Below are 23,767 nucleotides of genomic sequence, written 5' to 3'. Positions count from 1 at the left end.
ACGGGCTGTTGTAAGAAAAGGAATTTTTAAATGAAACTATCTCTTAGCAAAATCATCTCTGCTGCCGCTCTGCTGGCTGTAAGTTCACCAAGCTTTGCTCACACTGGGCACGCAATGCACGCGAGTTTCTCTGAAGGATTTTTGCACCCATTAACGGGCATTGATCATCTTGCTGCACTGGTCTTGATTGGATTTTTTGCGGCAAGCTATAGCTATCAAAAATCGGCGCAAATTATTGCTTGTTTTGCTGCCGCGTTAATGGCCGGATTCTTTGTTGGCGTTGAATGGTCGAATGCATCAATGGTGGAATCTCTGGTTGCTGGCTCTTTGATTGCGTTGCCTGTTGCTTTGTATGAATACCGCAAAACAGGAGCAATTAAGTGGCTTTCTATGATCAGTATTGCAGCGTTCAGCGCTTGTCATGGCTTAGTACAAGGCGCAGAAGCGATTGGCGCAGTGAGCGAATTTGGCCTTGGTTCACTGGCGGCAAGCGTAATGGTGATGGTTGGCGTTAATGTAATGGTTAAAGCTATCCGCAATGCTGTTGCTCAGTTTGCCTCGGTAAAATCATAAGAATATCAGCTGGTTATAAATACAGCTCAGGAGTGGAAGGAAAGGGAGCGATGTGCTCCCTTTGTTTATGTCGCATGTTTATATCTAACTCTGTTATTAGTGAAGTCATTTATTTAAATATGAAATATTTTTTTGAAAAGCATTGTAATGAAAAGGGTAAGTTGAGATAACTTAACCAGTCTATACATCGGATGTAAGGTCTATCTTCGTGAACCCATTTGTCTTTACTTTCAGCATTATCTTCAGTGGTTTTGTGCTGGGATTGTTTTTTCAACGCTACCTTAAACAGCGCTCCTCCCTTGTCAGCTTGGTATTAACCAAAATAGCACTGATGGCGTTGATTCCATTTAGTGTATTTGTCTCTTTATGGCAGCTCAGCAATATTCGCACTGAGTTGCTGTACCTACCTTTGATTGGTGCTGCTGTTATTGGTGCGGGTACATTGGTGGGGATTCTTGTTGCAAGAAAGAATAACTTAACACCGGTACAAACTGGTGCGCTTGTGCCTGTTACTGCGCTGTATAACATTGGCGCTCTGGGTAACCTTGTTCTCTTTATTACCTTCGGTGAAAACGGTGTCGCTATGATGGCGCTGTTTAAGCTGTTCGAAGAGTTGACCTATTTCGGTTTGGTGTTCCCATACGCAAAATCCAAATCGCAAGATGAAGCCCTTAAATCGACACAGAATAAACAGGTGTGGAAAGATCCTATCTTCCTTATTGCAATGTGTGCGATTTCGTTAGGTTTATTGCTCAATGTTTCAGGCGTTCCTCGACCGGAGTTTCTGTTATCTGTAAGTCATTGGACAATCCCTGTGGGTACATTTTTGCTGATTGCCTCAGTGGGTTTAACTTTTAATTTGAAAGGCGGTAAGCGCTGGCAAAAAGTAGCATTGACTGCGACGATTGCCCGCTCAGCGGTTGCGGTGGTTTTGGTTTCGATTCTACTTTCACTGTTCAACCTATGGGGAATTGAAGACCATTTGGTTGCGAAAGTGTGTTTGATTTTGGCAGTGATGCCCACAGCATTTATGGGCACCTTACCCGCAGTACTTTATGATTTGGACAAAGAAGTAGCAAACACCAGTTGGATCACCAGTTACTTTATATCCATGATACTGACTCCAATTATGCTCGTTTTCCTAAGCACGATTTAGTTTTCTAGGTTTTTCAAAGAACATAAAGTTTTCCAAAGTACCTTTATGTTTTTCAAAGAACATCAAGTTTTCCAGAGCACGCTATTACGCGTGCTCTGCGTTTTCTAATGCCAAATCACTGCCACAAAGTTTGGGGTTAATGTCATTCAAAATGAGCAGCACACAAGAGACCACTACGGCAGCAAGCAATGTGGCACTCACCAGACCAAAGGCAATGCTGGCAATCAGCGGTATTAAGAATTGCGCCTGAGTACTGGTTTCCGTCAGCAAAGGTAATAAGCCTGCAAAGGTAGTGAGTGAGGTGATCACAATAGCTCGGAATCGGTCATGGATGGCTAGCTTACATGCTTGGCGTAGCTCCTGACCTTCTGCCACTTTGTCTTTGACGAAGGTGACCAACAATATATTGTCGTTGACCACAATACCCGCGAGAGTGGCAAAACCAACCAGGCTGGGAATAGTGAGATCAATACCCAAACCTAAGTGCCCCCATACGACACCAATCCAAGCCATTGGAATGGCAAGTAGCACCGCAAACGGCTGAACAAAGCTTTTAAACAGAAAGACCAAGATCAAATAGACGCCAATGATGCCGAGAGCAAAATAGGTGAGTAGTGATGAGCCTGTGTCTGCACTTTCTTTATCTTGCCCTTGAGAAGCGAAACTGACTTCTGGGTATTTCTGCGCCATTTTAGGCACAAAGTCTTTATAAAACTGCAGCATGATTTCGCGTGCGTTGGCGACTTGGGTGTTGATATTGCCTTGAACTGTAGCCGTTGGAATGCCATTGACCAAGTTAAGCCGCGAGAAAGCCTTCGACTGAGTTAAATCAGCGACAGCCATCAACGGGATCAACTTGCCATTATTGGCAGTAATAAGCAGATCATTGAGTTCTTCTATGGTTGCTTGATGAAGAAAATCACTTTGACGAACCCGTATATCAACGATTTCCCCGTCTTGGAACACAGTAAGGTCATTGTTGCCTTTCACGGCATTTCTCAGCGTCTGAGCGACTTGTGCGGCTGTCACACCTAGCACGCCCGCTTGATCTTTGAGCGCGACTTGAATGTCGTCTCGTCCATATCGCAAATCGGAAGAAAGATTGAATACACCGTCGAATTGTTTGAGCCATTTCATCAAAGCTAAGTTCACGGCATAGAGTTCTTGTGGGTCGTTACCCTGAACTCGGATATCAATACCAATACCCGCAACGCCCCGTTCTTTGTCTGTAAACTTGAGTGCGATGACATCTGCGGTTGGTCCAACTTTGCTTTTCCAACTTTGAATAAGGTCTTTGATGCTTTCTTGACGAAACTGAGCGGGAAGCAAGTCCGCACTTACCGTAGCCATATGCGGACCAGAATCAAAGGCATCAATATTGGTGTTATACATAACGGTAATACTGTTGACCAATGGCTCACCAAACTTCTCCTGATACTCCGCATCTATTTCTTTTAAGGCGTTTTCAACTTTGCTCACGACACTTTCTGTTTGTGATAACAAGCTACCTTGGTCAAGCAATATTCTTGCTTGAAGAGTGTCACTTTCAAGGGTTGGCATGGCTTTGAACTTGAGCAAACCGGCAGGGAAGGTGGCGGTGGTCGCTGCGACGATAAACAGCAAAATACCAATACTCAAATAAGGTGCGCGCATTGCGATCACGGAAAGGGGAACAAAGCCTTTGTCGCGAACGAACTCAAAGCCAGCGGTTATTTTATTGCGAATGGCATTGCTGTTAGAGATATCAGGATGATGAGCCAGATGAGAAGGCAGAATAAACATGGCTTCGAATAGGCTCACGATAAGCGTCATCATCAGAACAATCGGGATATAACGGAGTATGTCACCGAGGTTGCCAGTTAAAAACATCAATGGACCGACTACCATGATTGTGGTTGCGAAAGAGGCAATCACACCCGGCAGCACTTGTTTGGTACCTTCTATTGCAGCTTGAATCGCAGGAAGCCCCGCTTCACGTTTCGCCGCGATGTTTTCAGCAATGATCAATGAGTCATCCATCAATATACCGATGGCGACTATCAGCCCAACCATGGTCATCATGTTGATGGTGTAACCGAGTATCAGCATGATAAACAGTGTGCCGAGAAAAGAGACGGGAAGACCGACTGTTACCCAGAAGCTAAAGCGGATATTGAAGAATGCCCATAACGCTAAGAACGCAAGGATCAAACCTTGAACACCGTTGCTGCCTAGAATACGCAAACGCTCTTTAATATTGACGCTCACATCTTGTGTAATGGTAAGTTCAACACCTTGTGGAGCCAACGCGCGTTCTTTGTCGATAAGACGCTCAACAACTTCACGCACTTTAAGCGTATCCTGATTTTGGTTCTTGGAGATTTGCAGCAACGCCGCTCTTTGTCTGTTAAACAGAATCTTATCTTCTTCAAGGGCAAACTTTTGCTCTATGGTTGCGATGTCTCTTAAACGCAGTTGAGTGGTGCTGTTAATCATCAAAGCACCGATGTCGTCGACATGCTTAGCAAGTTGGTCAAAACGGATGCTTGATTCAGACAGATCACTTCTCATTGTGCCGGCTGGAATGCTGACGTTCTCTTGCTGGATTCGGTTTGCCAAATCAGAGATGCTCAAGCCGTATTGCTGTAAAGTTTCACTCGCAATGGAGACTTCAATTTCCTGCGCTGAAAACCCACTGATAGTCACTTGTGCGATATCCGGGTTCGCTTTCAAGTTCTGCTTAATCTTGTTCGCGTACCAGTAGAGATCTTGATCAGACATGGGGCCGGTAATCGCGATGCTAACGACGGAAGCGACACGGTCAAGTTTAGTCACGGTTGGGCGCTCTGCTCGATCGGGGAAATCACTAATCGCATTGACCTGTTGCTGAACTTCGCTGGTGAGAATATCGATATTCTCATTACGGTTAATTTCCACATTTCCGATGGCGACATTTTCTCGCGCATCACATGTAAATTCGTGAATGCCGTTTATTTTATCTAGCGCGTCCTGAAGGGGGATACATATTTCATCCGCCACTTCTTTGGGTGATGCGCCCGGATAGCTGACCTTTACTTCAATATTGGTGGTTGGCGCTAAAGGAAATGTGTCTTTTTGCATTTTAGGTAGGGCATAGATCCCCACTAACAAAATCGCAATCATCAAAACGTTGGCAGCCGTTTTGTGCTGAGCAAAATAGGCGATCATCATTCACCTCCTGCTGCTTGCTGGCTAACCCACTGAACCATGGCTTTATCTGGCTGTGCTTTGAGTTTCATGCCTTCGACCGCTGGTTGTAGCTGACTTACCACCACCATGTCTCCTTCGCTGACGCCAGATTTCAGAACCGCTATTTGACCCTGAGTAAAATCGATTTCAACAGGTTGAATCGCGAGCTGGTTGTCTTTAACCACATAGACATTACCGCTATGAATAGCATTAATAGGCACAATAAGCTGGTTTTCCAATTGCGGTGCTTTTAGCGTGACTTTGACAAAGGTATCGCGAATCAAAGGCGGCTTTTTGCCCGGCTGCGCTTGTTGATAAGGCTCGTCAACACGAATAATCAGTGTTTGGCTTTGAGTTTGGGCGTCGATCAAACCGCCGCTTCGGTCAACCAGCCCTTGCCAGTTAACTTGTTTATCACCTGTGGTAAGAGTGACGGTAGCTTGCAAATCGCTATGAAGAGAATTGTCAAAACTCTCTACCTGAGTTGCGCGACGTAATGGTCTCATTTTGCCAATCGAATACTGAGCAAGCACTTCGACTGCTTCCATTCCATCTGACTGGAGTAGGGCTTGACCTTTATTTACATACTCTTCGACATCAATATTGGTTGCGGTAATTCGAATATCGTAAGGGGCTTTGACTTCGGTATGACTAAGATCGCGCATCGCAATCTCTAGCTCCGCATTCAAGACTTCTTGCTCTGCAACCGTGATTGCTTGTTCATTTTTCAGATTTTGTAGTAGTTGCTGTTTACTGAGCAGATCGCGTTTGGCTTTGTCTTTTTCAGTCTGAGAAAGATGACCGGTTTTGGCTAAGCGTTCGCTACGTTCATACTCTTCTTTTTGCAATTTGTAATCTTGTTCAGCAATCGAATAGCTAACGCCTATGGTTTGGTATTTGAGTTTGGAGACATCTAACTCGGCATTGAGTTTGGTGATGGCAAGTTGATAGGCAGAGTCGTCAAGCTTTAGTAATGGTTCTCCTTTAGCAACGAAAGCCCCATTTTTGAAGTTGTCTGAAACCCAGATCACTCGACCTTCAACTTCGGCCTGAGCTTGCCACTCTTGAGCTGGCTGGGTATAGCCATAGCCGATGGCGCTAGGTTGAATGGCGAGAGGTTTGACCTTCATCACTCGTACAACTTTTGAACCGCCCGCTTGTTCGGTTTTCGGTGGTTCAGCTTTCATACTGGGTGCGACAAAGAGAACAATACCGCCCAATACGAGTGGGGGAACAATAAGTAAGCGTTGAATCCAACTGTAGTTAGCCATAGTCACTATCCCTGAACTTTATTTATATAAGTAAAAGCTAATTTAAAACAAAGGAAATAAATTGGCGCTTGCTCCCAATTCATTGCATATCGTTAATTTAGCTTTAACTAAAATAAAAAATCCGGCGCTAGGCACCGGATTTGGGTAAAGTTAAGTAAACAATCGTCAGCAATAACTTACGCTTAGGATTCTTTATCTTTCGTCAGTGACAGTATGCCAATGGAAACGGCAGCAACACCAACAAATCCACCGAGGATAATGACTGGCATTGCGCTGTAACCAAGGACATGCCAGATAATGGATTCAAGTGTACTCATTTCTCTGCTCCTTGTTATTGCCAGCCTTCTACGCCGTGCATATCTGGTAGGTTGTGTGCGATACCTTTGTGGCAGTCGACACAGGTTTTTTCACCAGACGCTAGGGCAGTAGAGTGTTGTTGAACACTACGTTCACTTTGCTCTGAGAAATCCATAAATTCAAACTGGTGACAGTTACGACATTCAAGTGAGTCGTTCTTTTTCATCCTTGCCCATTCACGCTCTGCTAAGTGCGCGCGGCGCTCTCTGAATTTCTCTGGAGTATCGATTGTTTTCGTTACGTAATGCGCAAACAGCTCTTTGGATGCCTGCACTTTACGAACGATTTTATCTGTCCATTCGTGTGGTACGTGACAGTCAGAACAAATTGCACGCACGCCTGAACGGTTAGAGTAGTGAACCGTTTCTTGGATTTCTGCAACGATAGGAGCGTGACAACCAGAACAGAACTCTTCTGTGTTAGTCATTTCCATACCCGTGTTAAATGCGCCCCAAAATAGCAAGCCACCAGAAAAACCCAAGAATAAGACAACGCCAGCCGCAGCTTTGCTTGGCCTTGTTAACTTACTCCAAAACGCTTTAAGTAGTTTCATAAATCGCCTCTTATTGTGTGGTTTGCTTAGCGAAGTGATTCAACACGCTTAAAGTCATTTTCAACCAAAGGTTGAGCGTCCGCTTGAGGTACGTGACATTGCAAACAGAAATAACGACGAGGTGACACGTCAGCAAGTACGGCATCTTCACGGTTTAGGAAGTGCGTTACACTAATTTTTGTTGCGCCCATATCTTTGGCGTTTTTCCAGCTGTGGCAAGACAAACACTTATTCGCATCTTTGGTCACTTCGTAGTTACGAATTGAGTGTGGGATTAATGGTGGCTGATAAACATAATCCGTTTCCAAAGATTGTTCGCGAGGAATTTTCTTCATTTCATCAGCGTTTCGTGTTTCTTCAAGAAGGCTAGAACCGCGTAGAGATTCCAAGCCACCCGTGCCGCCTGGAAGATCCAGCTCAGCTTGCGCAAAGACGACTCCCGATAAAACAGCACCAACCGATAACAGTGCAACCAGTAATTTTTTCATATTACATTCTCCGCCTAATGGCTAAATTCTTTAATGAGGCTGCCCGAGGGATGAAATGGGGCAGCCTTTACATTCATCTTATACTTATGCCACTTTCGTGATTTTAACTGGACATTTCTTGAAGTCCGTTTGTTTTGAAAGTGGGTCTGTAGCATCTAGGATCAACTTGTTGATCAGAATGCGAGCATCAAAGAATGGTACGAACACCAAGCCTTTTGGCGGCTTGTTACGACCACGGGTCTCAACACGAGCACGAACTTCACCACGTGTGTTAGAAATCAGGATTTCATCACCACGGCGTAGGCCACGAGCTACAGCATCTTCGTGATGCATGAAACACACAGCATCAGGGAAAGATTTGTAAAGTTCAGGTACACGACGAGTCATAGTACCGGTATGCCAGTGCTCAAGCACACGGCCTGTACATAGCCATAAATCGTGTTCTGCATCTGGTGCCTCTGGTGGCGCTTCGTATGGTGCAGAGATGATCCAAGCTTTACCGTCTGGTTTACCGTAGAAGTCCCAGCCAGAGCCTTTCTTCGCATATGGGTCTGAACCTTCTTTGTAACGCCATTGTGTCTCTTTACCGTCAACGAATGGCCAGCGTAGACCACGAGTTTGATGGTACATATCGTATGGAGCTAAGTCGTGGCCATGACCGCGACCAAAGGTTGCGTACTCTTCGAAAATACCTTTTTGTACGTAGAAGCCAAAGTGGTGGGCATCGTCGTTCATTTCGCGAGCTTCGCTTACTGGGAACTTGTCGATTTGACCGTTTTTGAACAGTACGTCGAACATAGTTTTGCCACGGTATTCAGGCATTTTCGCTAGCAGTTCTTCTGGCCACACTTCTTCCATCGTGAAGCGTTTAGAGAACTCCATAACTTGCCATAAGTCAGACTTCGCTTCGCCTACTGTGCCTACTTGTTGATACCACGCTTGAGTACGACGCTCTGCGTTACCGTAAGCACCTTCTTTTTCTACCCACATTGCAGTTGGAAGAATTAGGTCAGCCGCTTGCGCTGTTACCGTTGGATATGGGTCAGAAACGACGATGAAGTTTTCTGGGTTACGGTAACCCGGTAACCGTTCGCCGTTGATGTTTGGACCCGCTTGCATGTTGTTATTACATTGAACCCAGTAACAGTTTAGTACGCCGTCATTCAACATACGGTCTTGAAGAACTGCGTGGAAACCAGGTTTTGGCGGAATTGTACCTTCAGGTAGTTTCCAAACTTTTTCTGCAATTTCACGGTGTTTAGGGTTTGCAACCACCATGTCTGCTGGTAGACGGTGAGCAAAGGTACCTACTTCACGTGCAGTACCACACGCTGAAGGTTGACCTGTTAGCGAGAATGGGCTGTTACCCGGAGTCGCAATTTTACCGGTCAATAGGTGGATGTTGTAAACAAGGTTGTTCATCCACACACCACGAGTATGTTGGTTCATACCCATAGTCCAAAGTGACATCACTTTCGTGTTTGGATCCGCGTATTGTTTCGCAAGCGTAATCAGTTTCTCTTCACTCACACCTGAAATTTCAGCCGCTTTCGCAGCGGTGTATGGTGCAACGGACTTTTTGTACTCTTCAAACGAAATGCTGGTCATTGAACCGTCGTTCGGGTTCTTCGCTTTTTTCTGAAGAGGGTGATCGTCACGTAGACCATAGCCGATATCCGTCACTGCTTGTTTGAAGTTAGTATGCTTGTTAACGAAGTCCCAGTTTACTGCATCGTTTTGAATGATGTAGTTCGCAATGAAGTTGGCAATTGCTAGGTCAGTGTTTGGTTTGAAAATGTAACCGTGATCAGCCAGCTCAAAAGAACGGTGGTAGTAAGTAGACAGTACGTTTACTTTAACGTGTTGTTGGCTCAAGCGACGGTCAGTCAGGCGGCTCCATAGAATAGGGTGCATTTCTGCCATATTCGCGCCCCAAAGCACGAACGCATCTGCATGCTCTAAGTCGTCATAACAACCCATTGGTTCATCAATACCAAATGCACGCATGAAGCCCACTACGGCAGACGCCATACAGTGACGAGCGTTCGGATCGATGTTATTTGAACGGAAGCCAGCTTTCATCATTTTCGCTGCTGCGTAACCTTCCATAACGGTCCATTGACCAGAACCAAACATGCCGATGCTTGTTGGGCCTTTCTTGGCAAGAGACGCTTTCCATTTCTCAGCCATGATGTCGAATGCTTGATCCCAAGATATCGGAGTGAAGTCGCCGTCTTTAGCGTATTCGCCATTGCGCATACGAAGAAGAGGTTGAGTCAGGCGGTCTTTACCGTACATGATTTTAGAAAGGAAGTAGCCTTTGATACAGTTTAGGCCTTTGTTTACCGGAGCTTCAGGATCCCCCTGTGTAGCCACGATACGACCATTCTGCGTACCCACTAAAACTGAGCAGCCAGTACCACAGAAACGACAAGGCGCTTTGTCCCAGGTAATTTTGGTTTGATCTGTGCTAGCAATCAGATTTGCAGCAGAAGCTGGTAAAGTCACACCAGCGATAGCTGCAGCTGATGCTGCCGCGTTTGCTTTCACAAACGCTCGTCTTGTCATTTTCATACTTCATCCTCTGTTTGGGATTGTTGAAATCCAGTGTCTTCGTCCAACTGCTCTAAATCGGTTTCGATTTGGTGATAAACCAAAACAGTGCTGAGCACGTTAGTTAAATTGTTGATGGCATCGATAGTGTCAGTAATAAAACCTTGATTCTCGGTTTCGAGAACAACCACAATTTTGCCTTCAGGGCTAGAACCGAAGACTTCTGCATTGTCGAATTCTTCGATTTGAGCCGTTATTGATTCAACATGCTGTGGAAGCACATGAACCACCAAACTTGAAATGTGCACTTCATTCAGTGACATACATTACTCTCATTCTTATATTGTATTGCTCACATGGATAGATGCTGTTGGGCACACCGAAACACATGCGCCACAACCACTGCAGTCATCGATATTGATAACTGGTTGTGCAACTTTATTAAGCTGCAACTTAAACTGAATCGCCATTGTGTCGCATGTCTCACCACAGCTACGACATTCAACATTCTGATAAGCCAAACAATTTTGTTTGATATCAGCTTTAATATGCCAAGGTGAACTGGACTGCGGAAGGAAGATAGGTTCAGGGCAAACATCCGCACATTGGTAGCAAAATGTGCATTCGCCTCGGCCAAAATCGACGGTTGGAAAACCACCGTCACCATTAATAATGATGTCGGTTTCGCAAGCTGAGACGCATTTGCCGCAACGTGTACAATCGTCGGTAAAAGAACCAGCTGATTTCACCCACGGCATTATTATTGCTGTGTCTTCAACAGTTTTACGCGAGAACAATCGACGTCTGGCTAAATCGACCACTACAATCACCTTATTATTTGTAAGTGATAGGTAAATTGTAGCTCATTGCTATTAAGCTACAATTTTCACATATCCATATGAAAATTGTAGTTTTCAGGCTATTTTCTTAAATACCCATAAGGGGGTAATTGGGGGTGTCCGTTGTTTTAGATCAATTATTTCCAGCGAGAGTGATCACATATTGTTAGTGGTTTGACTGTGGTTCAAGAATCCAATTAGAAGACAGACGTCAAAATAAAGGAAATAAACGAGTTTGGTTAAGAGAGTTGAAAGGTCGCTGATTGGCACCATTGCCAAGGCAATGTTCTGTATAGTTATGTTATCATTTGCGACAATAGGGTTCGCAATCATAACATTAGCCTCATCCCTGAATGATGCAGAAGCAGTGAATGTATCCGGCTCTATGCGTATGCAGAGCTATCGTTTGTCGCATGATATTCAAAGTTCTTCCATTGACTATGTTAGTCACATTGAGAGTTTCGAACGTTCGCTGTTTTCACCGTCTATGCAAGCTTTGAAGCATTGGACTGTTCCTGCAGACATTCAGAAAGATTACAACGACATCATTATCCGCTGGCAGCAGCTTAAAGATTTGCTGAAAAGTGACCAACGTGCTGAATATCTTGATCTTGTTGCTGGTTTTGTAAGCCAAATCGATGTGTTTGTTTACAAACTTCAACAGTTCTCAGAAGGTAAGTTAATCAAGCTTGCTTGGGTTGGGGGATTAGGCCTCGGTGGGGTATTTTTGGTCTCGGCGTTTGTCATCATTTACACCCGTAGAGAAGTCGTTGGCCCGCTACGTAACTTAGTGGTTGCCAGTGAACAGGTGCAAAATCGCTCCTTTGATGTGCAGCTGAAAGTGACTAGTCGCAATGAAATGGCGATATTGACTCGCACTTTCAATGATATGGCTAATGAGTTGGGCAAGCTGTATCACGGCCTAGAAAATGCCGTTAATGAGAAAACCCACAAGCTTCAACATGCTAACCAATCATTACAGGTGTTGTACGAGTCGTCTCAGCAGCTCACTGCTTCTCGCATCAGCCAAGAGAATTTTCAGGCGTTACTGAAACAAATCGTTAGTGTGGAAGGGATTGACGCTGTTCGTTTAGAAATAGATGAAGAAGCGGGTAAAGGGATTGTTTTAACAGAGGGTTACTGCGACAACGATTGCAATAATGATTGCCATGAACAGCCACTGATGGTCGATGGACAACCACTTGGAAGATTGTACTGGCGAGCGGGACTGCCTTGTCCCGACAAAGCACTGATTGATAGTTTTGTGCAAATGCTGTCGCGAGCCGTGTATTTTAATAAAGCGCAAAAGCAGGCTGAACAACTGCTTTTAATGGAAGAGCGTGCTACGATTGCACGAGAGCTGCATGACTCTCTGGCTCAGTCACTTTCTTACTTAAAGATTCAGGTATCGCTGCTTAAACGAGTAATGACTAAGTTTGAGCAGACACCACAAAGCGAAAAAACGGCAGATATTATTAAAGATATCGATGATGGTTTATCGGGTGCCTACACTCAATTAAGAGAGTTACTTACCACGTTCCGATTAACCATCAAAGAAGGCAACTTTGGACGTGCTTTGCTTGAGATGATTAATCAGCTAAAAGAGCATACCAGTGCGTCGATTGAACTGACCAATAACCTCTCATCATTGGATTTGGATGCGCATCAACAGGTGCATCTCATGCAGTTAATTCGAGAGGCGGTCATCAATGCAATCAAGCATGCCGATGCGACGAAAATTGTCGTTGAATGTAATGAAGTCGATGGCGATGTGATTGTCGTTGTAGAAGATAACGGTGTGGGTTTTGAAGAACACGATGCAAAACTTAACCATTATGGTTTGAGCATTATGCAAGAGCGAGCAGCCCGCTTACACGGAGAATTAGCAGTGAACTCTTCTCTGAACTCTGGTTGCAGAATAACTTTGAAATTTAAACAGTCTAAGGACATTAACGTTGACGAAGATTAGAGTAATGTTGGTGGATGACCACCCACTAATGCGTAGAGGCATTAATCAGTTACTGAGCTTAGAAGATGAATTTGATGTTATTGCTGAAGCGAGCAACGGTACTGAAGCCGTGGCATTAGCCCATGAAGATGAGCCGGATTTAATTCTGCTTGATTTGAATATGAAGGGCATGTCTGGCCTAGATACTCTACAAGCGCTGCGTACCGATGGATGCAGTTCAACCATTGTTATTCTGACGGTTTCAGATAGCGCTTCGGACATTGAAGCATTGGTGAAAGCCGGAGCTGATGGTTACTTGTTAAAAGATACTGAGCCAGATGAACTGATTGAGCTTTTAAAGCAAGCCTCTTTAGGTGAGAAGGCTTACAGCAGAGTAGTGGCTAAATACCTTCGTGAACGTGAACAGCACTCCGATGTATTTGATTCTTTAACTGAACGAGAATCGCAGATACTTGGTGAAGTTGCGAAGGGCTATCGCAACAAGCAGATAGCGGATCACCTCTTTATTTCTGAAGCGACAGTGAAAGTTCATATGAAGAGTCTACTTAAGAAACTGCGTGTTCCTTCTCGCACCGCTGCAACGGTACTTTATTTAGAACGCTATGGTGAGCTTAGATAAAATTCGCTGTTAGAAATACAGCTAGCAGATATAAAAAAGAGGCTAAAGCCTCTTTTTTATTGTTCACATTACACTATTTATTGCTCGCATTACGCTACCGACGTGTACGGTAGTGATTGTTTAGCAACATCAATCACTGTCGCCGCCACTATTGCTTGGTATAGCGAGTTTTAAACTCGAAGACCTTTTCTGAACAGACATCGATACAGCGACCACAACTGATGCAATCTTGTGCCATGATGCGAGTGTCCCCATCTTTTAAAGGCTCTCTCAGTACTTGCGGTTCAGGGCAGACGTTAAAACAGTCCATGCATTTTGTGCAGGAGTTTCGGTCTGTGGCCGTAACACGCATAATGCTCTGTTTGCCGATAATGCCGTAAGTCGCTCCCAATGGGCACAAATGACCACACCAACCGTGTTCGACCAATAACCAGTCCAGTAAGAATACGAGTACGATCAGAACCCAACCCGCACCCATGCCGAATACCAGTCCTCGGTGCAGTGCTGAAACGGGGTCAATCCACACCCATAAAGCACTACCAGAAATCGCGCTACCAATAAGTAGCACAGGGATCAGCCAATAACGCATGCTTTTCGGCCAAGAGTAACTTGCTTTAACATTCAGTTTCCTGCGCAGCCATGCGGCTAAATCTGTCACCATATTCAAAGGACAAACCCATGCACAGAAAGCTCGAGGTGCAACAATCGCGTAAACCGCTACTACGATGAGTGCTCCTAAAATCGCCGTAAATTCGGGTAAATGCCCTGCGGCTATAGTCTGTAGTAGCAAGAGTGGATCGGTAAACGGAATGACATCAAACAGAGTACTAGAAGAAAGATTTCCTTTAAAAACACCCCACGTTGGGCCTGCCATAAATAGTGCAATAATCGTGAGCTGAGAAAGTCTTCTGAGGATTAGAAAGCGATGTGCTTTCCACCAACCTAAGTTTTGTATTGCCGCTTTACCGGCGTCTTTAGCCAAATGCTTAGCCATCATCCACCTCCTAAAGCTGGTTGCCGTTAAATGGTTTAAGTGGAACGCCACCATGCTCTTCGGTATCGATACGCACTTCAGAATGCTCTTCCCATCCTAAGCGGTAATGTTTACCTAGCTGACCTTGTGCCAGTTCAGTCGGAACCACTTTTATTGCTGCTGCATCTAACACGCACGCTTCTTCACATTTACCGCAACCCGTGCAGTAATCAGCGTGAACGGTAGGAATGAATTTAGCGTGAAAACCGGTTCTTTCATTACGTATGGTTTCAAGGGTGATGGCTTTGTCGATAGCAGGACAGATTCGATAACACACATCACAGCGTAACCCCTGAAAATTCAAACAGTTTTTCTGATCGATGAGCACAGCAGTACCCATTCGTGCTTCATCGATGTCGGTTAATGCTGGATCTAACGCACCGCTTGGACAGGCTTTTACACAAGGTATGTCTTCACACATCTCACAAGGTATTTGTCTGGCGGTGAAATAAGGTGTGCCCGTAGCAACAGGGGAGAGCAACGATGCAAGTTTCAATGTGTCATAAGGACAAGCTTGTACACACAAACCGCAACGCACACAGGCTTTCTCAAAGTCGTTGCCGGATAAAGCACCTGGAGGACGAATAGGTACGCCCGACGTTTCTCTGGCCTGGCTTTGCAGAGACTGTAAACCAAGAAGGGACGCTGCAGCTCCCACACCAATGGCAGTTCTAGAAGCATCTCTTAGGAACCGGCGGCGGCTTTCGGATATTTTTGGAGACGAAGTTTTCATACGCCAACCTTGCATAACATTAGCTACTAAAATTATAACCACATTATCCGTAGGTATAAGAAATAGTCGCTACCTCCAAAGTAGTGTACGAACAATCCGTTGATTCAGGTCAAATGAATGTGGCTGTAGCAGGATTTGAAGCCTTTAAAAGAGTAACGGAGAAGCCGAAAACAAAAAGGTCAGCAAATCGCTGACCTTTATTTTAAGTTTTCTTAATGACATTAAGCCATCATAGGGACGAGAACGGTTGTGCCTAAAATAACTGTAAGCAAGCCTGTCATTACTGGTAAAAATGTACGCTTAACCACTTCAAATGGGCTTAAATGTGCCATACCAGAAGTTGCAACGATAACTCCCGAAACCGGAGAAATAGTACGACCTAGGTTTGAAGCTTGTAGCATCGGGATAATCAAGAAAGCGGGGTTAAGCCCCAGTTTTGCAGCCAGTGTTGGTGCTAGTTCTACGAAAGCATAGAAAGGAGCATTACCTGAACCAGTAGCGATAGATGCTGCCACCGTTAAAGCGGTCAGGATCAGCATCAGAGCAACGCCACCTGCACCTGCTGTTTCTGCTAGATGAAGTAGGTTATCAATCGCTCCAATCGACATCAGACCTTGAGCAAATACGCCTGCAGCAACTAATAGCATCACTACGCCTTTGAAAGCTTCAGCCATGCCATCGTAACAAACCTCGAGATCTTCTAGCGCTTCTTTACCGTTAAACTTACGAGATACGTAATGAACTAGAGCACCAACAAAGATTGAAGCCACAACGATGGTATAGATATCGAGTGATAAACCTTCGATAGTCTTACCGTTAAATAGGAAAACACCAATGATTGGAAGGAACGGCAGAATTGAATAGTAAGCCGGAGCTTTTACTTCAATTTCCGACACATCAACACGTTCCATTGGCGTGTTGTCTTTCTTATCAAGGTACATGTTCCAGAAATATGTTGTAACAGCCATCACTATGATTGCACTAATAGACACTGGAAGAACGGTTTGCACTGCGAATACATCAAGGCTCAAACCAGATTTTTCAGCCGCGATGACAACGTCACCAGATGTTGGTGACAGAATAATTGCAGCTGGTGAAGCACATACTGCTGCAGCTGCTGGACGAGAGATACCCATTGCCGTCATCATTGGGAAGAGCGTAGCCATTAATAGTACGCCTAGACCCGTTGCAGAGCTCACGGCAAGGGACATTAAACAAGCGACGATGTAAGCAGAAACAAGCAGAATGTATGGTGATTTAATAAAAGAGAGTGGTTTAGAAAACTGTTTCACCACAACATTATTCGCACCGATGTGAGTCATGTAAGAAGCAAAACCACACAACAGCATGATTTGCATACCTAAGCCGCCGCCTCGGTTTTGCAGCATGTATTTCACGTATTCCAATGAATCTGTAAACATGTTGCCAGTTGAAGTAACACCTTTAGGTAAAACGGTATGACCAATAATACCGGTTAGTATCAGTAGCACTAGACCGCCAGTAAGTAGTACGCCAGCCGCTTTGTAGCCTTTTACGATCAGGTATCCAACAGCAATCGTAACAACTAACCCGATGAGAAGTTCAAGCATAGTAGTCTCCAATCTATGAGAGTGATGCGAGCAGAGTTAAATATAAATGTTGCAAAGTGTTACGGGAATTTACTGGAAACTTCTCTGTAGCACGAGTTCAACTTGCGTTTTGCATGATCTAAAGCAATAAAAATACAACTATCGTTTATAGGGTATTGTGCTTTTTATAATTAATTATTCCGAATAATAATAGTGCATTAATTCATTAGTTAATATAATTGTTCAGAAAAGATTTTCTAATAATAGAAGGGAGGAAAAGAAAAGTAGCACTAATGCACCACTTTTCTAGGATAGAGGGGATTTATGCATATTGTGAGACTATTCTGTCCCAACGGTCTCTTTTTTCGAGAAAATCAAGCTTCACCTGATCATATCGAATGTTAAGTAACGAACGTTCGTATTTCTTAATAGCCTGATTCTTCTTACTTTCGAGAAGCTGTTTCTTAATGTCGTAGTAGTTATGCAGCTCGCTGATGAATGCATCAAACTCCTGTTGGAAGTTGTTCATCAATATCAGGTGGTTTGGCAAAGACAGTATGCGACTTTGCACATAAACCAGTGCCATTTGTGCACGAGCTTTCTCTATTTTCAGTGAAGGCGCTTTACGTAGTTTCTTAGTCAGACCAATCCAAGAACATGCCTTTATTAGCCATTTCGTTGGGTCATACTGCCACCAGTAAATGCCGTTACGGTAATCGTTTTCGAATATATGGTGATAGTTGTGGTAGCCTTCACCAAAGGTGAAGAATGCCAACAATCCGTTGTCGCGAGCGGTATTTTTATTGGTATATGGCTGCGTTCCCCATATATGCGCCAATGAGTTAATGAAGAATGTGGTGTGATGGTTAAGCACCAATCGCACTGCGCCAATCATTAATAACATACCAATAATATCATCATAGATAACGCCGAGTAGTAGTGGCACTCCTACGTTCATTGCTATGGCAAGCGGCACATAGTAGCTATGTTGCCACATGACAATCGCGTCTTTTTGTAAATCACGGCAGTTATTGTAGTCGTGGTAAACCGCTTGATTGTAGTGACGAAGCATCCATCCGATATGCGAATACCAAAAACCTCTTTTCGCTGAGTATGGGTCCTTGTCATTTTGGTCGACAAATTTGTGGTGTACACGATGATCAGAAGACCAATGAAGAGCGCTATTTTGCAGCGCAAAAGCACCACCTAACGCACACAGTAAACGTACTAACCAGTGTGCTTCAAATGTCTTATGAGACCATAGGCGGTGATACCCCATAGTGATCGACAGGTTACAGAATGAAAAACAAACGATCAGCCAAATCCAGTGCTCGGCACCGAAGCCAACATACCAACCAAACCATGGTGTAACGACCGTAGCCAGAATAAAACTGAGTGAAAAAATTGCGACATTTAGCCATATGAGTGGCGGCTTAGTTGTCATGATAAAGTCCTTTGGGCTTACATGTGTGCGCTAGATTATCAGCGCACACGTGTAAGTCAAATAACTTTAGCAAAATTGTGACCAGTATGTTTTGCTTTTCCATCCTAATTGAATAGTATGAATGGGTACTAGAAATCCTTACAGGAAGTTATAAGGACTATTAAATGGAAATTAGAATAGCGGAATATAGTGATTTTGAGGCGATTGCTGATCTTCACGTTCGTAGTTGGAAAACTCATTACCAAGGCTTACTCAAACAAGATTATCTCGATAACGAAGCATTACCCGATCGACTTGTGATTTGGCAAACACGCCTTACTAACCCTCCTTTTAATCAACACATATTATTGTTAGAAAAAGAAGAGAAGTTACTGGGGTTCATTTGTGCGTTTGGTAATCATGATTTTGAACGTGGTAGTATCATTGAGTCACTGCATATTGATCCAGAATATCGAGGTTATGGTTTGGGTAAGATGCTGATTCGAGAAATGGTTCAGTGGATCGAACACTACTTTCCAAACAATGGGGTATACCTAGAAGTGTTGGAGCAAAATAGACAGGCTATTGATTTTTACGACCACATAGGTGGAGAGCACCAAGTTGAGCAACTATGGAAAGCGCCATGTGGCAGTGAAGTTCCAGAATTTGTTTATGCATGGAAAACCCCAAAATTGATGCTGGCATCTATTGATTAGCAAGCGAGTATTTGGATCGTCTAGTTACAACAAAAGCCCAGTGAATACTGGGCTTTGTTGGCTCTAGTGATACTTGTTCTAAGTTTGTATCATCGCTTAGTGGTGAATTCCGAAACTGCTCTGTCCATATCTTTCGCTTGTTGCGACACGATATCCACTTCTGACATTACTTGCTGAGCAGAGCGCATATTGTCTTCAGAAATAGAGTTCAGCTCTGTAATCGACTCGCTGACCTGGTTCATCACAATACCTTGTTCTTCGATAGCAGAAGCGATACGTTCAGAGTTTGCTTGAATATTACTCATATCTGAAAGAATAAGGCTCAAGCTTTCATCGAGTTGGCGAGAATCCATCAGTGTCTCTTGGCTTTGAGCGTTACATTGTTCAATATCTTTTACAACCTGACTCATTTGATGCTGAATAGCCGCTACAACCTTGGTGATCTCTTCTGTCGATTGATGTGTTCTTGTTGCTAGTGATCGAACTTCATCTGCTACAACCGCAAATCCTCGGCCTTGTTCACCCGCACGAGCCGCTTCAATAGCGGCGTTCAGTGCTAGTAGGTTAGTTTGCTCTGCGATACCTTGAATGATGTTAACGGTGCCTCCAATTTTCTCAACATGGTTGTTCAAAGAGGCGATCGAGTTTTGGCTTGAGTCTAAAGTTTTGGAAAGCTGCTCAATGTTGTTCACTGTGGATTCTACAACTTGGCGGCCGTTTTCAGCGTTGTGAGACGCTTGTTGAACACCTTCTACCGCAACACTGGTGCTCTCAGATATTTCGCTGATCGCAGATACCATTTCCTGTACAGATGTAGCCATCATTGATGTGTGTTCTGCTTGAGCATTAAAGTGACGGAGTACGTCCTCAAGCTCATTGTGCATGGCGGCGGTACTTACTGATAGCTGATTCGATTTTGCCTGAGATCCAGAAATCAGAGTTTCGAACTTGTCTAGCAGTTTATTGAAGTATTGGCTCACCGAAGCAAGTTCATCTTTACCTGTGATGTCTGAGCGTAAACCAATGTTGTTGGTGTCCGAAATATTGTGAATTACAGTCAACATACGGTTAACTCGGATGTTGATGGTGCGGCTAATTTGGAAGATAAGCGCGACAATGACAATGATCACAAACACCGTAATGCTGTTTTCAATCATTGAGATTTCAGCGCGGCGGTTATCAACTTCTTTACTTAATGTTTCGGAAAATGTTTTAAATTGTTCTTCTACATTATGCGAAAGATCGCGGGTGTTGCCCAGTAAACCTTCATTGTATTTCAAGCCAATTTTCTGCTCTTGTAGCGTAACAGCTTTCGCTGCTGCAATCAGCTCAGACATCGATGCTATCTCGCCTTCTACATTGAGTGAACCAGACACAACGTTTTTATCAAATTGGATCAATTCAAGTTGACCTACTTTGTCTGCATTGTTGAAGGCTTGACTATGGAGTAAGTAGTAACGTTTAAATAGACCCGACTCTTTATCCAAACCTAACTGAACATAAGCAGCAACCAATTCTTCAAAACCATTCTTATAAGACAGAAGGTCGTTACGAAGGTCTGCTGATGAACCAAGCTGATTTGAAGACAGAATTGGCGATAGTTCAGATTCTAAAGTCAAAAAGAGTTCACTGTTCTTTTTGAAGGTATCGAGGTAACTTGTACTACTACGCAGCAAAAAATCTTTTTCATTGCGGCGCAAATTGAGTAATCGGATTTCGAGCTTGTCGACTAATGTGATGGCATGAGTTAATTCTCTAGTGGTACTAGCGAAATAGTTTGAACTTATAAGAAGGGTAATGATGCCCAAGACAGCAATAACACCTAATGAATACAGCTTTTGTTTAATATTCATATGATTACCTTGATTTAAAACGTTTATAGATATTTTTGTTATTATCGTCGTGAGAATAGGGGCTAATTTCCCCCTAATGTTAGTGTCGGCTAATATATGCCTTACAATTATTAAACTTTTATGACAGGAGCCATGGTCGGATGACTATAGATGTCAGTAAGTATAAAGGGTTGATTTTCGATATGGATGGTACCCTTATTGATACCATGCCTGCACATGTTGATGCTTGGCGTGTTACCGCAGAGAAGTTTGGTTTCCCATTCGACGGCAAATGGTTGCAAAGTATGGGGGGCATGCCGAGTATTAAAATCGCTGTTGAGATTAGTAAAGCGTACGGTATTGAACTCGATGCGAAAGAAGTATCGGACTATAAAATGGGTGCATTCAGTCAAATTGATGAAAGCGGTGAGCTGATAGCGGATACGGTTGATGTGCTGGAAGCTAACTTAGGTAAGAAAAAGCTAGCTGTCGGTACAGGTAGCCAGCGCGTGAGTGCTATTAAACTGCTTACTCGAGTAAATATGCTTGATAAGTTAGATGCGTTAGTGACTGCGACAGACGTTGAAAACCACAAACCGCACCCGCAAACATTCCTGACTGCATGTGAATTGTTGGGGCTTGAGCCTCAAGATTGTGTTGTGTTTGAGGATACAGAGCTTGGAAAGCAAGCAGCACACGCCGGTGGTATGGATTGCATTATGGTGACTGAGCAAGGTTTACAGTTCTTCCCATATCAAGCTTAGTTTTATTTTAATCGTCTTCGTAATAAAAAGAGCCGCATCTATATGCGGCTCTTTTTGTCATTCACAAACGTTGATGCTCGTTAAATTCAGTGTGGGATTAATTAATTGCAATCAACTCTACGTCAAAAATTAGTGTTGCTGACGGTGGAATAGGGCCAGTACCACTTTTACCGTAGCCTAAGTTTGCTGGGATAAAAAGACGCATTTTTTGCCCTTCAACCATCAACTGAACACCTTCTTGCCAACCTTTGATAACTTGATTTAAACCAAATGCAATAGGTTCGTTACGTTGATATGAGCTGTCGAAAATAGTGCCATCCAGCAATTTACCTTCATAGTGAACGGTTACCTTACTGTTTGCTTTTGGATGAACAGTACCAGTGCCTTCTGCTAGCACAAGGTATTGCAAACCGCTTTCAGTAGTTTGAACGCCCGGCTTGGTTGCGTTTTCAGTTAAGAACGCCTGACTAGCAGCAAGTTGCGCTTCACCCGCTTTATGGTTTGTCCAAGTGCGATATACAAAAAATGCTGCGAGTACAAATATGACGATAGGGAAAACAATTTTATACATGGTTATGTTTCTTATGGTTGAGTTAATAAGTAGCTGATGGTTTTGGCGATGCCTTCCACATCTTTGTGACCACTGGTGATGACTTGATATTTGCCTTTCACAACAAAAGTCGGAACCGCTTTTATTTCGCCATCCTGGGAAACTTTATTAGCTGTTTGAATCATGCCAAGAACTTTGCTTTGTTGCTCTTGAGTTAAATGATAAGGAGTAGCTAGATTTCTGTCTGTAAACGCTTTTTCAATCGCAGCTTGGCGATCCGTTAGTGTTGAACCTTCGCCCATTTGCACCGCTGCAAATAGTTCTTCCATCATTGCTGCATCGGGAATGTTACCTAATTGCATTACTGCTGTGTAGTAAATCATGGCACCGATTTTTGCACCTTCATTAAACGTTACGTGCAGTTTACCAAAATGCTCACTCGTCAGATTTTCCAGTTCGGGAATAATGCTTTCCATTTTTCGGCAATGGCCACAAGTGAGAGAAAAAATTTCAGTGACTGGTGCTAAGCGATAGGTAGAAAGGTTAGCTGGCAATAATTGATATTGTTCACCTTCAACAGGTGTTGAATTGTCACTACAGCCAGCGAGAATAAACACCAATGTAAACAGATTTATGAAACCAGTGAGCAATTTTTTCATAGGAGATTCACCTTCAAATTAACTAAGTTAGATTCTAACGGCATAACGATGTGAGGCAAACTACGGATAAGTAATTTGTTAGCAATTTTCTATAAAGTTTTAGCGTTCGGGCCGATAAAAGTAAGTAGATAGATATAAGGGTCATGTAATCGATGAAATTTTTAGTTTTCCCTCTAGTGCTGTTTTTGGTTGGTTGTAGCTCCATGCAAAACGATCGCATGAACAGCAACAAATTATTAGATGCTGCACCAAAAGGCGAGACAGAAGTTCGTAACCCAGATTGGTCAGTACCACCATCTAACGCTAATTCTGGTGTGCGCGGTCCCTTGGGACAAGTTCGTACGAGTAGTTATCAAGCTCTACAACAATTTTTGTTACATAACCGCATCGATTACGAGGTGCTACCAGGTAGCCATGTTATGGTGCGTCTAAAGGATTCTATTCAGTTCGAAACAGGATCTGCGCAGCTTTCTCAAGCGTCTTACTACTGGTTATCGGTGATGAGTGGCTTTCTATCGCAACAACGAGGTATTGACGTGGTGATTGATGGGCACACAGACACTGTAGGTCAGTCTATGTTTAATGATTCCTTATCGGTAAGGCGTGCAGATATGGTCAAAAATACGTTAGTTAAAAATAATGTGTCTGAAGGTTCTATCTATACACGCGGTTATGGTGAGTACATTCCGGCTTGTTCAAACCGCACTACAGCAGGGCGGGCATGCAACCGTAGGGTAGAACTATTGCTTATCGTTTTAAACGATTAGTTGATTGAAGATCCGACATATTTATCATGCAATGTTCATTTAACTATCCCAGTTTTGGCTGGGATAGTTGTTTAATACCCGCAGCGTTACCAAGGAAATTGATAGCTCTCTCACTTATCGATCAAATTGCGATAATA

22 protein-coding genes are annotated in these 23,767 nt (G+C 43.6%); 7 read left to right on the top strand and 15 right to left on the bottom strand.

Annotation, left to right across the window (positions count from 1 at the left end; all coding sequences use genetic code 11):
• The first annotated feature begins 30 nt into the window (after positions 1-30).
• On the top strand, positions 31-573 hold the full coding sequence (locus G5S32_RS20945; RefSeq protein WP_165314071.1) for a HupE/UreJ family protein: 543 nt from the start codon (positions 31-33) through the stop codon (positions 571-573).
• A gap of 208 nt (positions 574-781) precedes the next feature.
• Positions 782-1,729, top strand: a complete 948-nt coding sequence (locus tag G5S32_RS20940; protein WP_165314070.1) for an AEC family transporter — start codon at positions 782-784, stop codon at positions 1,727-1,729.
• A gap of 84 nt (positions 1,730-1,813) precedes the next feature.
• On the opposite strand, the gene G5S32_RS20935 is transcribed toward G5S32_RS20940, so the two are convergent.
• The 8 genes from G5S32_RS20935 to napF all read right to left on the bottom strand — a co-directional run bounded on the left by G5S32_RS20935 (position 1,814) and on the right by napF (position 10,979).
• The gene (locus G5S32_RS20935; RefSeq protein ID WP_246201143.1) at positions 1,814-4,918 is read right to left on the bottom strand and encodes an efflux RND transporter permease subunit; all 3,105 of its coding nucleotides are present in this window, start codon (positions 4,916-4,918) and stop codon (positions 1,814-1,816) included.
• A complete protein-coding gene (locus tag G5S32_RS20930) occupies positions 4,915-6,207 on the bottom strand; it encodes an efflux RND transporter periplasmic adaptor subunit (protein ID WP_165314069.1) in 1,293 nt (430 codons plus the stop codon). The genes G5S32_RS20935 and G5S32_RS20930 overlap by 4 nt, the downstream gene beginning before the upstream one ends.
• 182 nt (positions 6,208-6,389) lie before the next feature.
• Positions 6,390-6,524 (bottom strand): TIGR02808 family protein, encoded by a 135-nt coding sequence (locus G5S32_RS20925; RefSeq protein WP_081878682.1) that lies wholly within the window; start codon positions 6,522-6,524, stop codon positions 6,390-6,392.
• A 14-nt stretch (positions 6,525-6,538) separates the two neighbouring features.
• Complete coding sequence (locus tag G5S32_RS20920) at positions 6,539-7,117, bottom strand: NapC/NirT family cytochrome c (protein ID WP_165314068.1); 579 nt, start codon at positions 7,115-7,117, stop codon at positions 6,539-6,541.
• A gap of 26 nt (positions 7,118-7,143) precedes the next feature.
• The gene (locus tag G5S32_RS20915) at positions 7,144-7,605 is read right to left on the bottom strand and encodes a nitrate reductase cytochrome c-type subunit (protein WP_165314067.1); all 462 of its coding nucleotides are present in this window, start codon (positions 7,603-7,605) and stop codon (positions 7,144-7,146) included.
• 84 nt (positions 7,606-7,689) lie between these two features.
• On the bottom strand, positions 7,690-10,179 hold the full coding sequence (gene napA / locus G5S32_RS20910; RefSeq protein WP_165314066.1) for a periplasmic nitrate reductase subunit alpha: 2,490 nt from the start codon (positions 10,177-10,179) through the stop codon (positions 7,690-7,692).
• The gene (locus G5S32_RS20905; RefSeq protein ID WP_165314065.1) at positions 10,176-10,481 is read right to left on the bottom strand and encodes a chaperone NapD; all 306 of its coding nucleotides are present in this window, start codon (positions 10,479-10,481) and stop codon (positions 10,176-10,178) included. The genes napA and G5S32_RS20905 overlap by 4 nt, the downstream gene beginning before the upstream one ends.
• Positions 10,482-10,496: 15 nt before the next feature.
• Complete coding sequence (gene napF, locus G5S32_RS20900; protein ID WP_165314064.1) at positions 10,497-10,979, bottom strand: ferredoxin-type protein NapF; 483 nt, start codon at positions 10,977-10,979, stop codon at positions 10,497-10,499.
• Between the two features lie 253 nt (positions 10,980-11,232).
• Between napF and narQ the strand changes: the two genes are divergently transcribed.
• Positions 11,233-12,966, top strand: a complete 1,734-nt coding sequence (narQ, locus tag G5S32_RS20895) for a nitrate/nitrite two-component system sensor histidine kinase NarQ (protein ID WP_165314063.1) — start codon at positions 11,233-11,235, stop codon at positions 12,964-12,966.
• The gene (locus G5S32_RS20890; protein ID WP_165314062.1) at positions 12,953-13,585 is read left to right on the top strand and encodes a response regulator; all 633 of its coding nucleotides are present in this window, start codon (positions 12,953-12,955) and stop codon (positions 13,583-13,585) included. Before narQ ends, G5S32_RS20890 begins: the two co-directional genes overlap by 14 nt.
• Before the next feature lie 148 nt (positions 13,586-13,733).
• Here the strand turns inward: G5S32_RS20890 and napH are convergent, their stop codons facing one another.
• From napH to G5S32_RS20870, 4 genes are all read right to left on the bottom strand, one after another.
• Positions 13,734-14,579 carry a quinol dehydrogenase ferredoxin subunit NapH gene (napH, locus tag G5S32_RS20885; protein ID WP_165314061.1) on the bottom strand — a complete coding sequence of 282 codons (846 nt, stop codon included), beginning with the start codon at positions 14,577-14,579 and terminating at the stop codon, positions 13,734-13,736.
• Between the two features lie 10 nt (positions 14,580-14,589).
• The gene (gene napG, locus G5S32_RS20880) at positions 14,590-15,351 is read right to left on the bottom strand and encodes a ferredoxin-type protein NapG (protein WP_207621644.1); all 762 of its coding nucleotides are present in this window, start codon (positions 15,349-15,351) and stop codon (positions 14,590-14,592) included.
• 221 nt (positions 15,352-15,572) lie between these two features.
• Positions 15,573-16,940 carry an anaerobic C4-dicarboxylate transporter DcuC gene (gene dcuC / locus G5S32_RS20875; RefSeq protein WP_165314059.1) on the bottom strand — a complete coding sequence of 456 codons (1,368 nt, stop codon included), beginning with the start codon at positions 16,938-16,940 and terminating at the stop codon, positions 15,573-15,575.
• Between the two features lie 301 nt (positions 16,941-17,241).
• Positions 17,242-18,363 carry an acyl-CoA desaturase gene (locus tag G5S32_RS20870; RefSeq protein ID WP_165314058.1) on the bottom strand — a complete coding sequence of 374 codons (1,122 nt, stop codon included), beginning with the start codon at positions 18,361-18,363 and terminating at the stop codon, positions 17,242-17,244.
• 164 nt (positions 18,364-18,527) lie between these two features.
• Between G5S32_RS20870 and G5S32_RS20865 the strand changes: the two genes are divergently transcribed.
• A complete protein-coding gene (locus G5S32_RS20865) occupies positions 18,528-19,058 on the top strand; it encodes a GNAT family N-acetyltransferase (protein ID WP_165314057.1) in 531 nt (176 codons plus the stop codon).
• An 89-nt stretch (positions 19,059-19,147) separates the two neighbouring features.
• Here the strand turns inward: G5S32_RS20865 and G5S32_RS20860 are convergent, their stop codons facing one another.
• Positions 19,148-20,911, bottom strand: coding sequence for a methyl-accepting chemotaxis protein (locus tag G5S32_RS20860; protein ID WP_165314056.1), 1,764 nt, complete (start codon positions 20,909-20,911; stop codon positions 19,148-19,150).
• Positions 20,912-21,051: 140 nt separating this feature from the next.
• Between G5S32_RS20860 and G5S32_RS20855 the strand changes: the two genes are divergently transcribed.
• Entirely contained in the window at positions 21,052-21,654 is a 603-nt protein-coding gene (locus G5S32_RS20855; RefSeq protein ID WP_165314055.1) for a beta-phosphoglucomutase family hydrolase, read from the top strand.
• 97 nt (positions 21,655-21,751) lie between these two features.
• On the opposite strand, the gene bamJ is transcribed toward G5S32_RS20855, so the two are convergent.
• Both bamJ and G5S32_RS20845 read right to left on the bottom strand, forming a co-directional pair.
• Positions 21,752-22,225 (bottom strand): BamJ family beta-barrel-assembly machinery protein, encoded by a 474-nt coding sequence (gene bamJ / locus G5S32_RS20850; RefSeq protein ID WP_165314054.1) that lies wholly within the window; start codon positions 22,223-22,225, stop codon positions 21,752-21,754.
• A gap of 11 nt (positions 22,226-22,236) precedes the next feature.
• Entirely contained in the window at positions 22,237-22,863 is a 627-nt protein-coding gene (locus G5S32_RS20845; RefSeq protein WP_165314053.1) for a thioredoxin domain-containing protein, read from the bottom strand.
• Positions 22,864-23,015: 152 nt separating this feature from the next.
• Here G5S32_RS20845 and G5S32_RS20840 point away from each other — a divergent pair, with 152 nt between their 5' ends.
• Positions 23,016-23,630, top strand: a complete 615-nt coding sequence (locus tag G5S32_RS20840; RefSeq protein ID WP_165314052.1) for an OmpA family protein — start codon at positions 23,016-23,018, stop codon at positions 23,628-23,630.
• Positions 23,631-23,767: the final 137 nt, after the last annotated feature.

Source organism: Vibrio ziniensis, assembly GCF_011064285.1.
Lineage (GTDB): Bacteria > Pseudomonadota > Gammaproteobacteria > Enterobacterales > Vibrionaceae > Vibrio > Vibrio ziniensis.
This window is presented reverse-complemented; position numbering and strand designations above follow the sequence as displayed.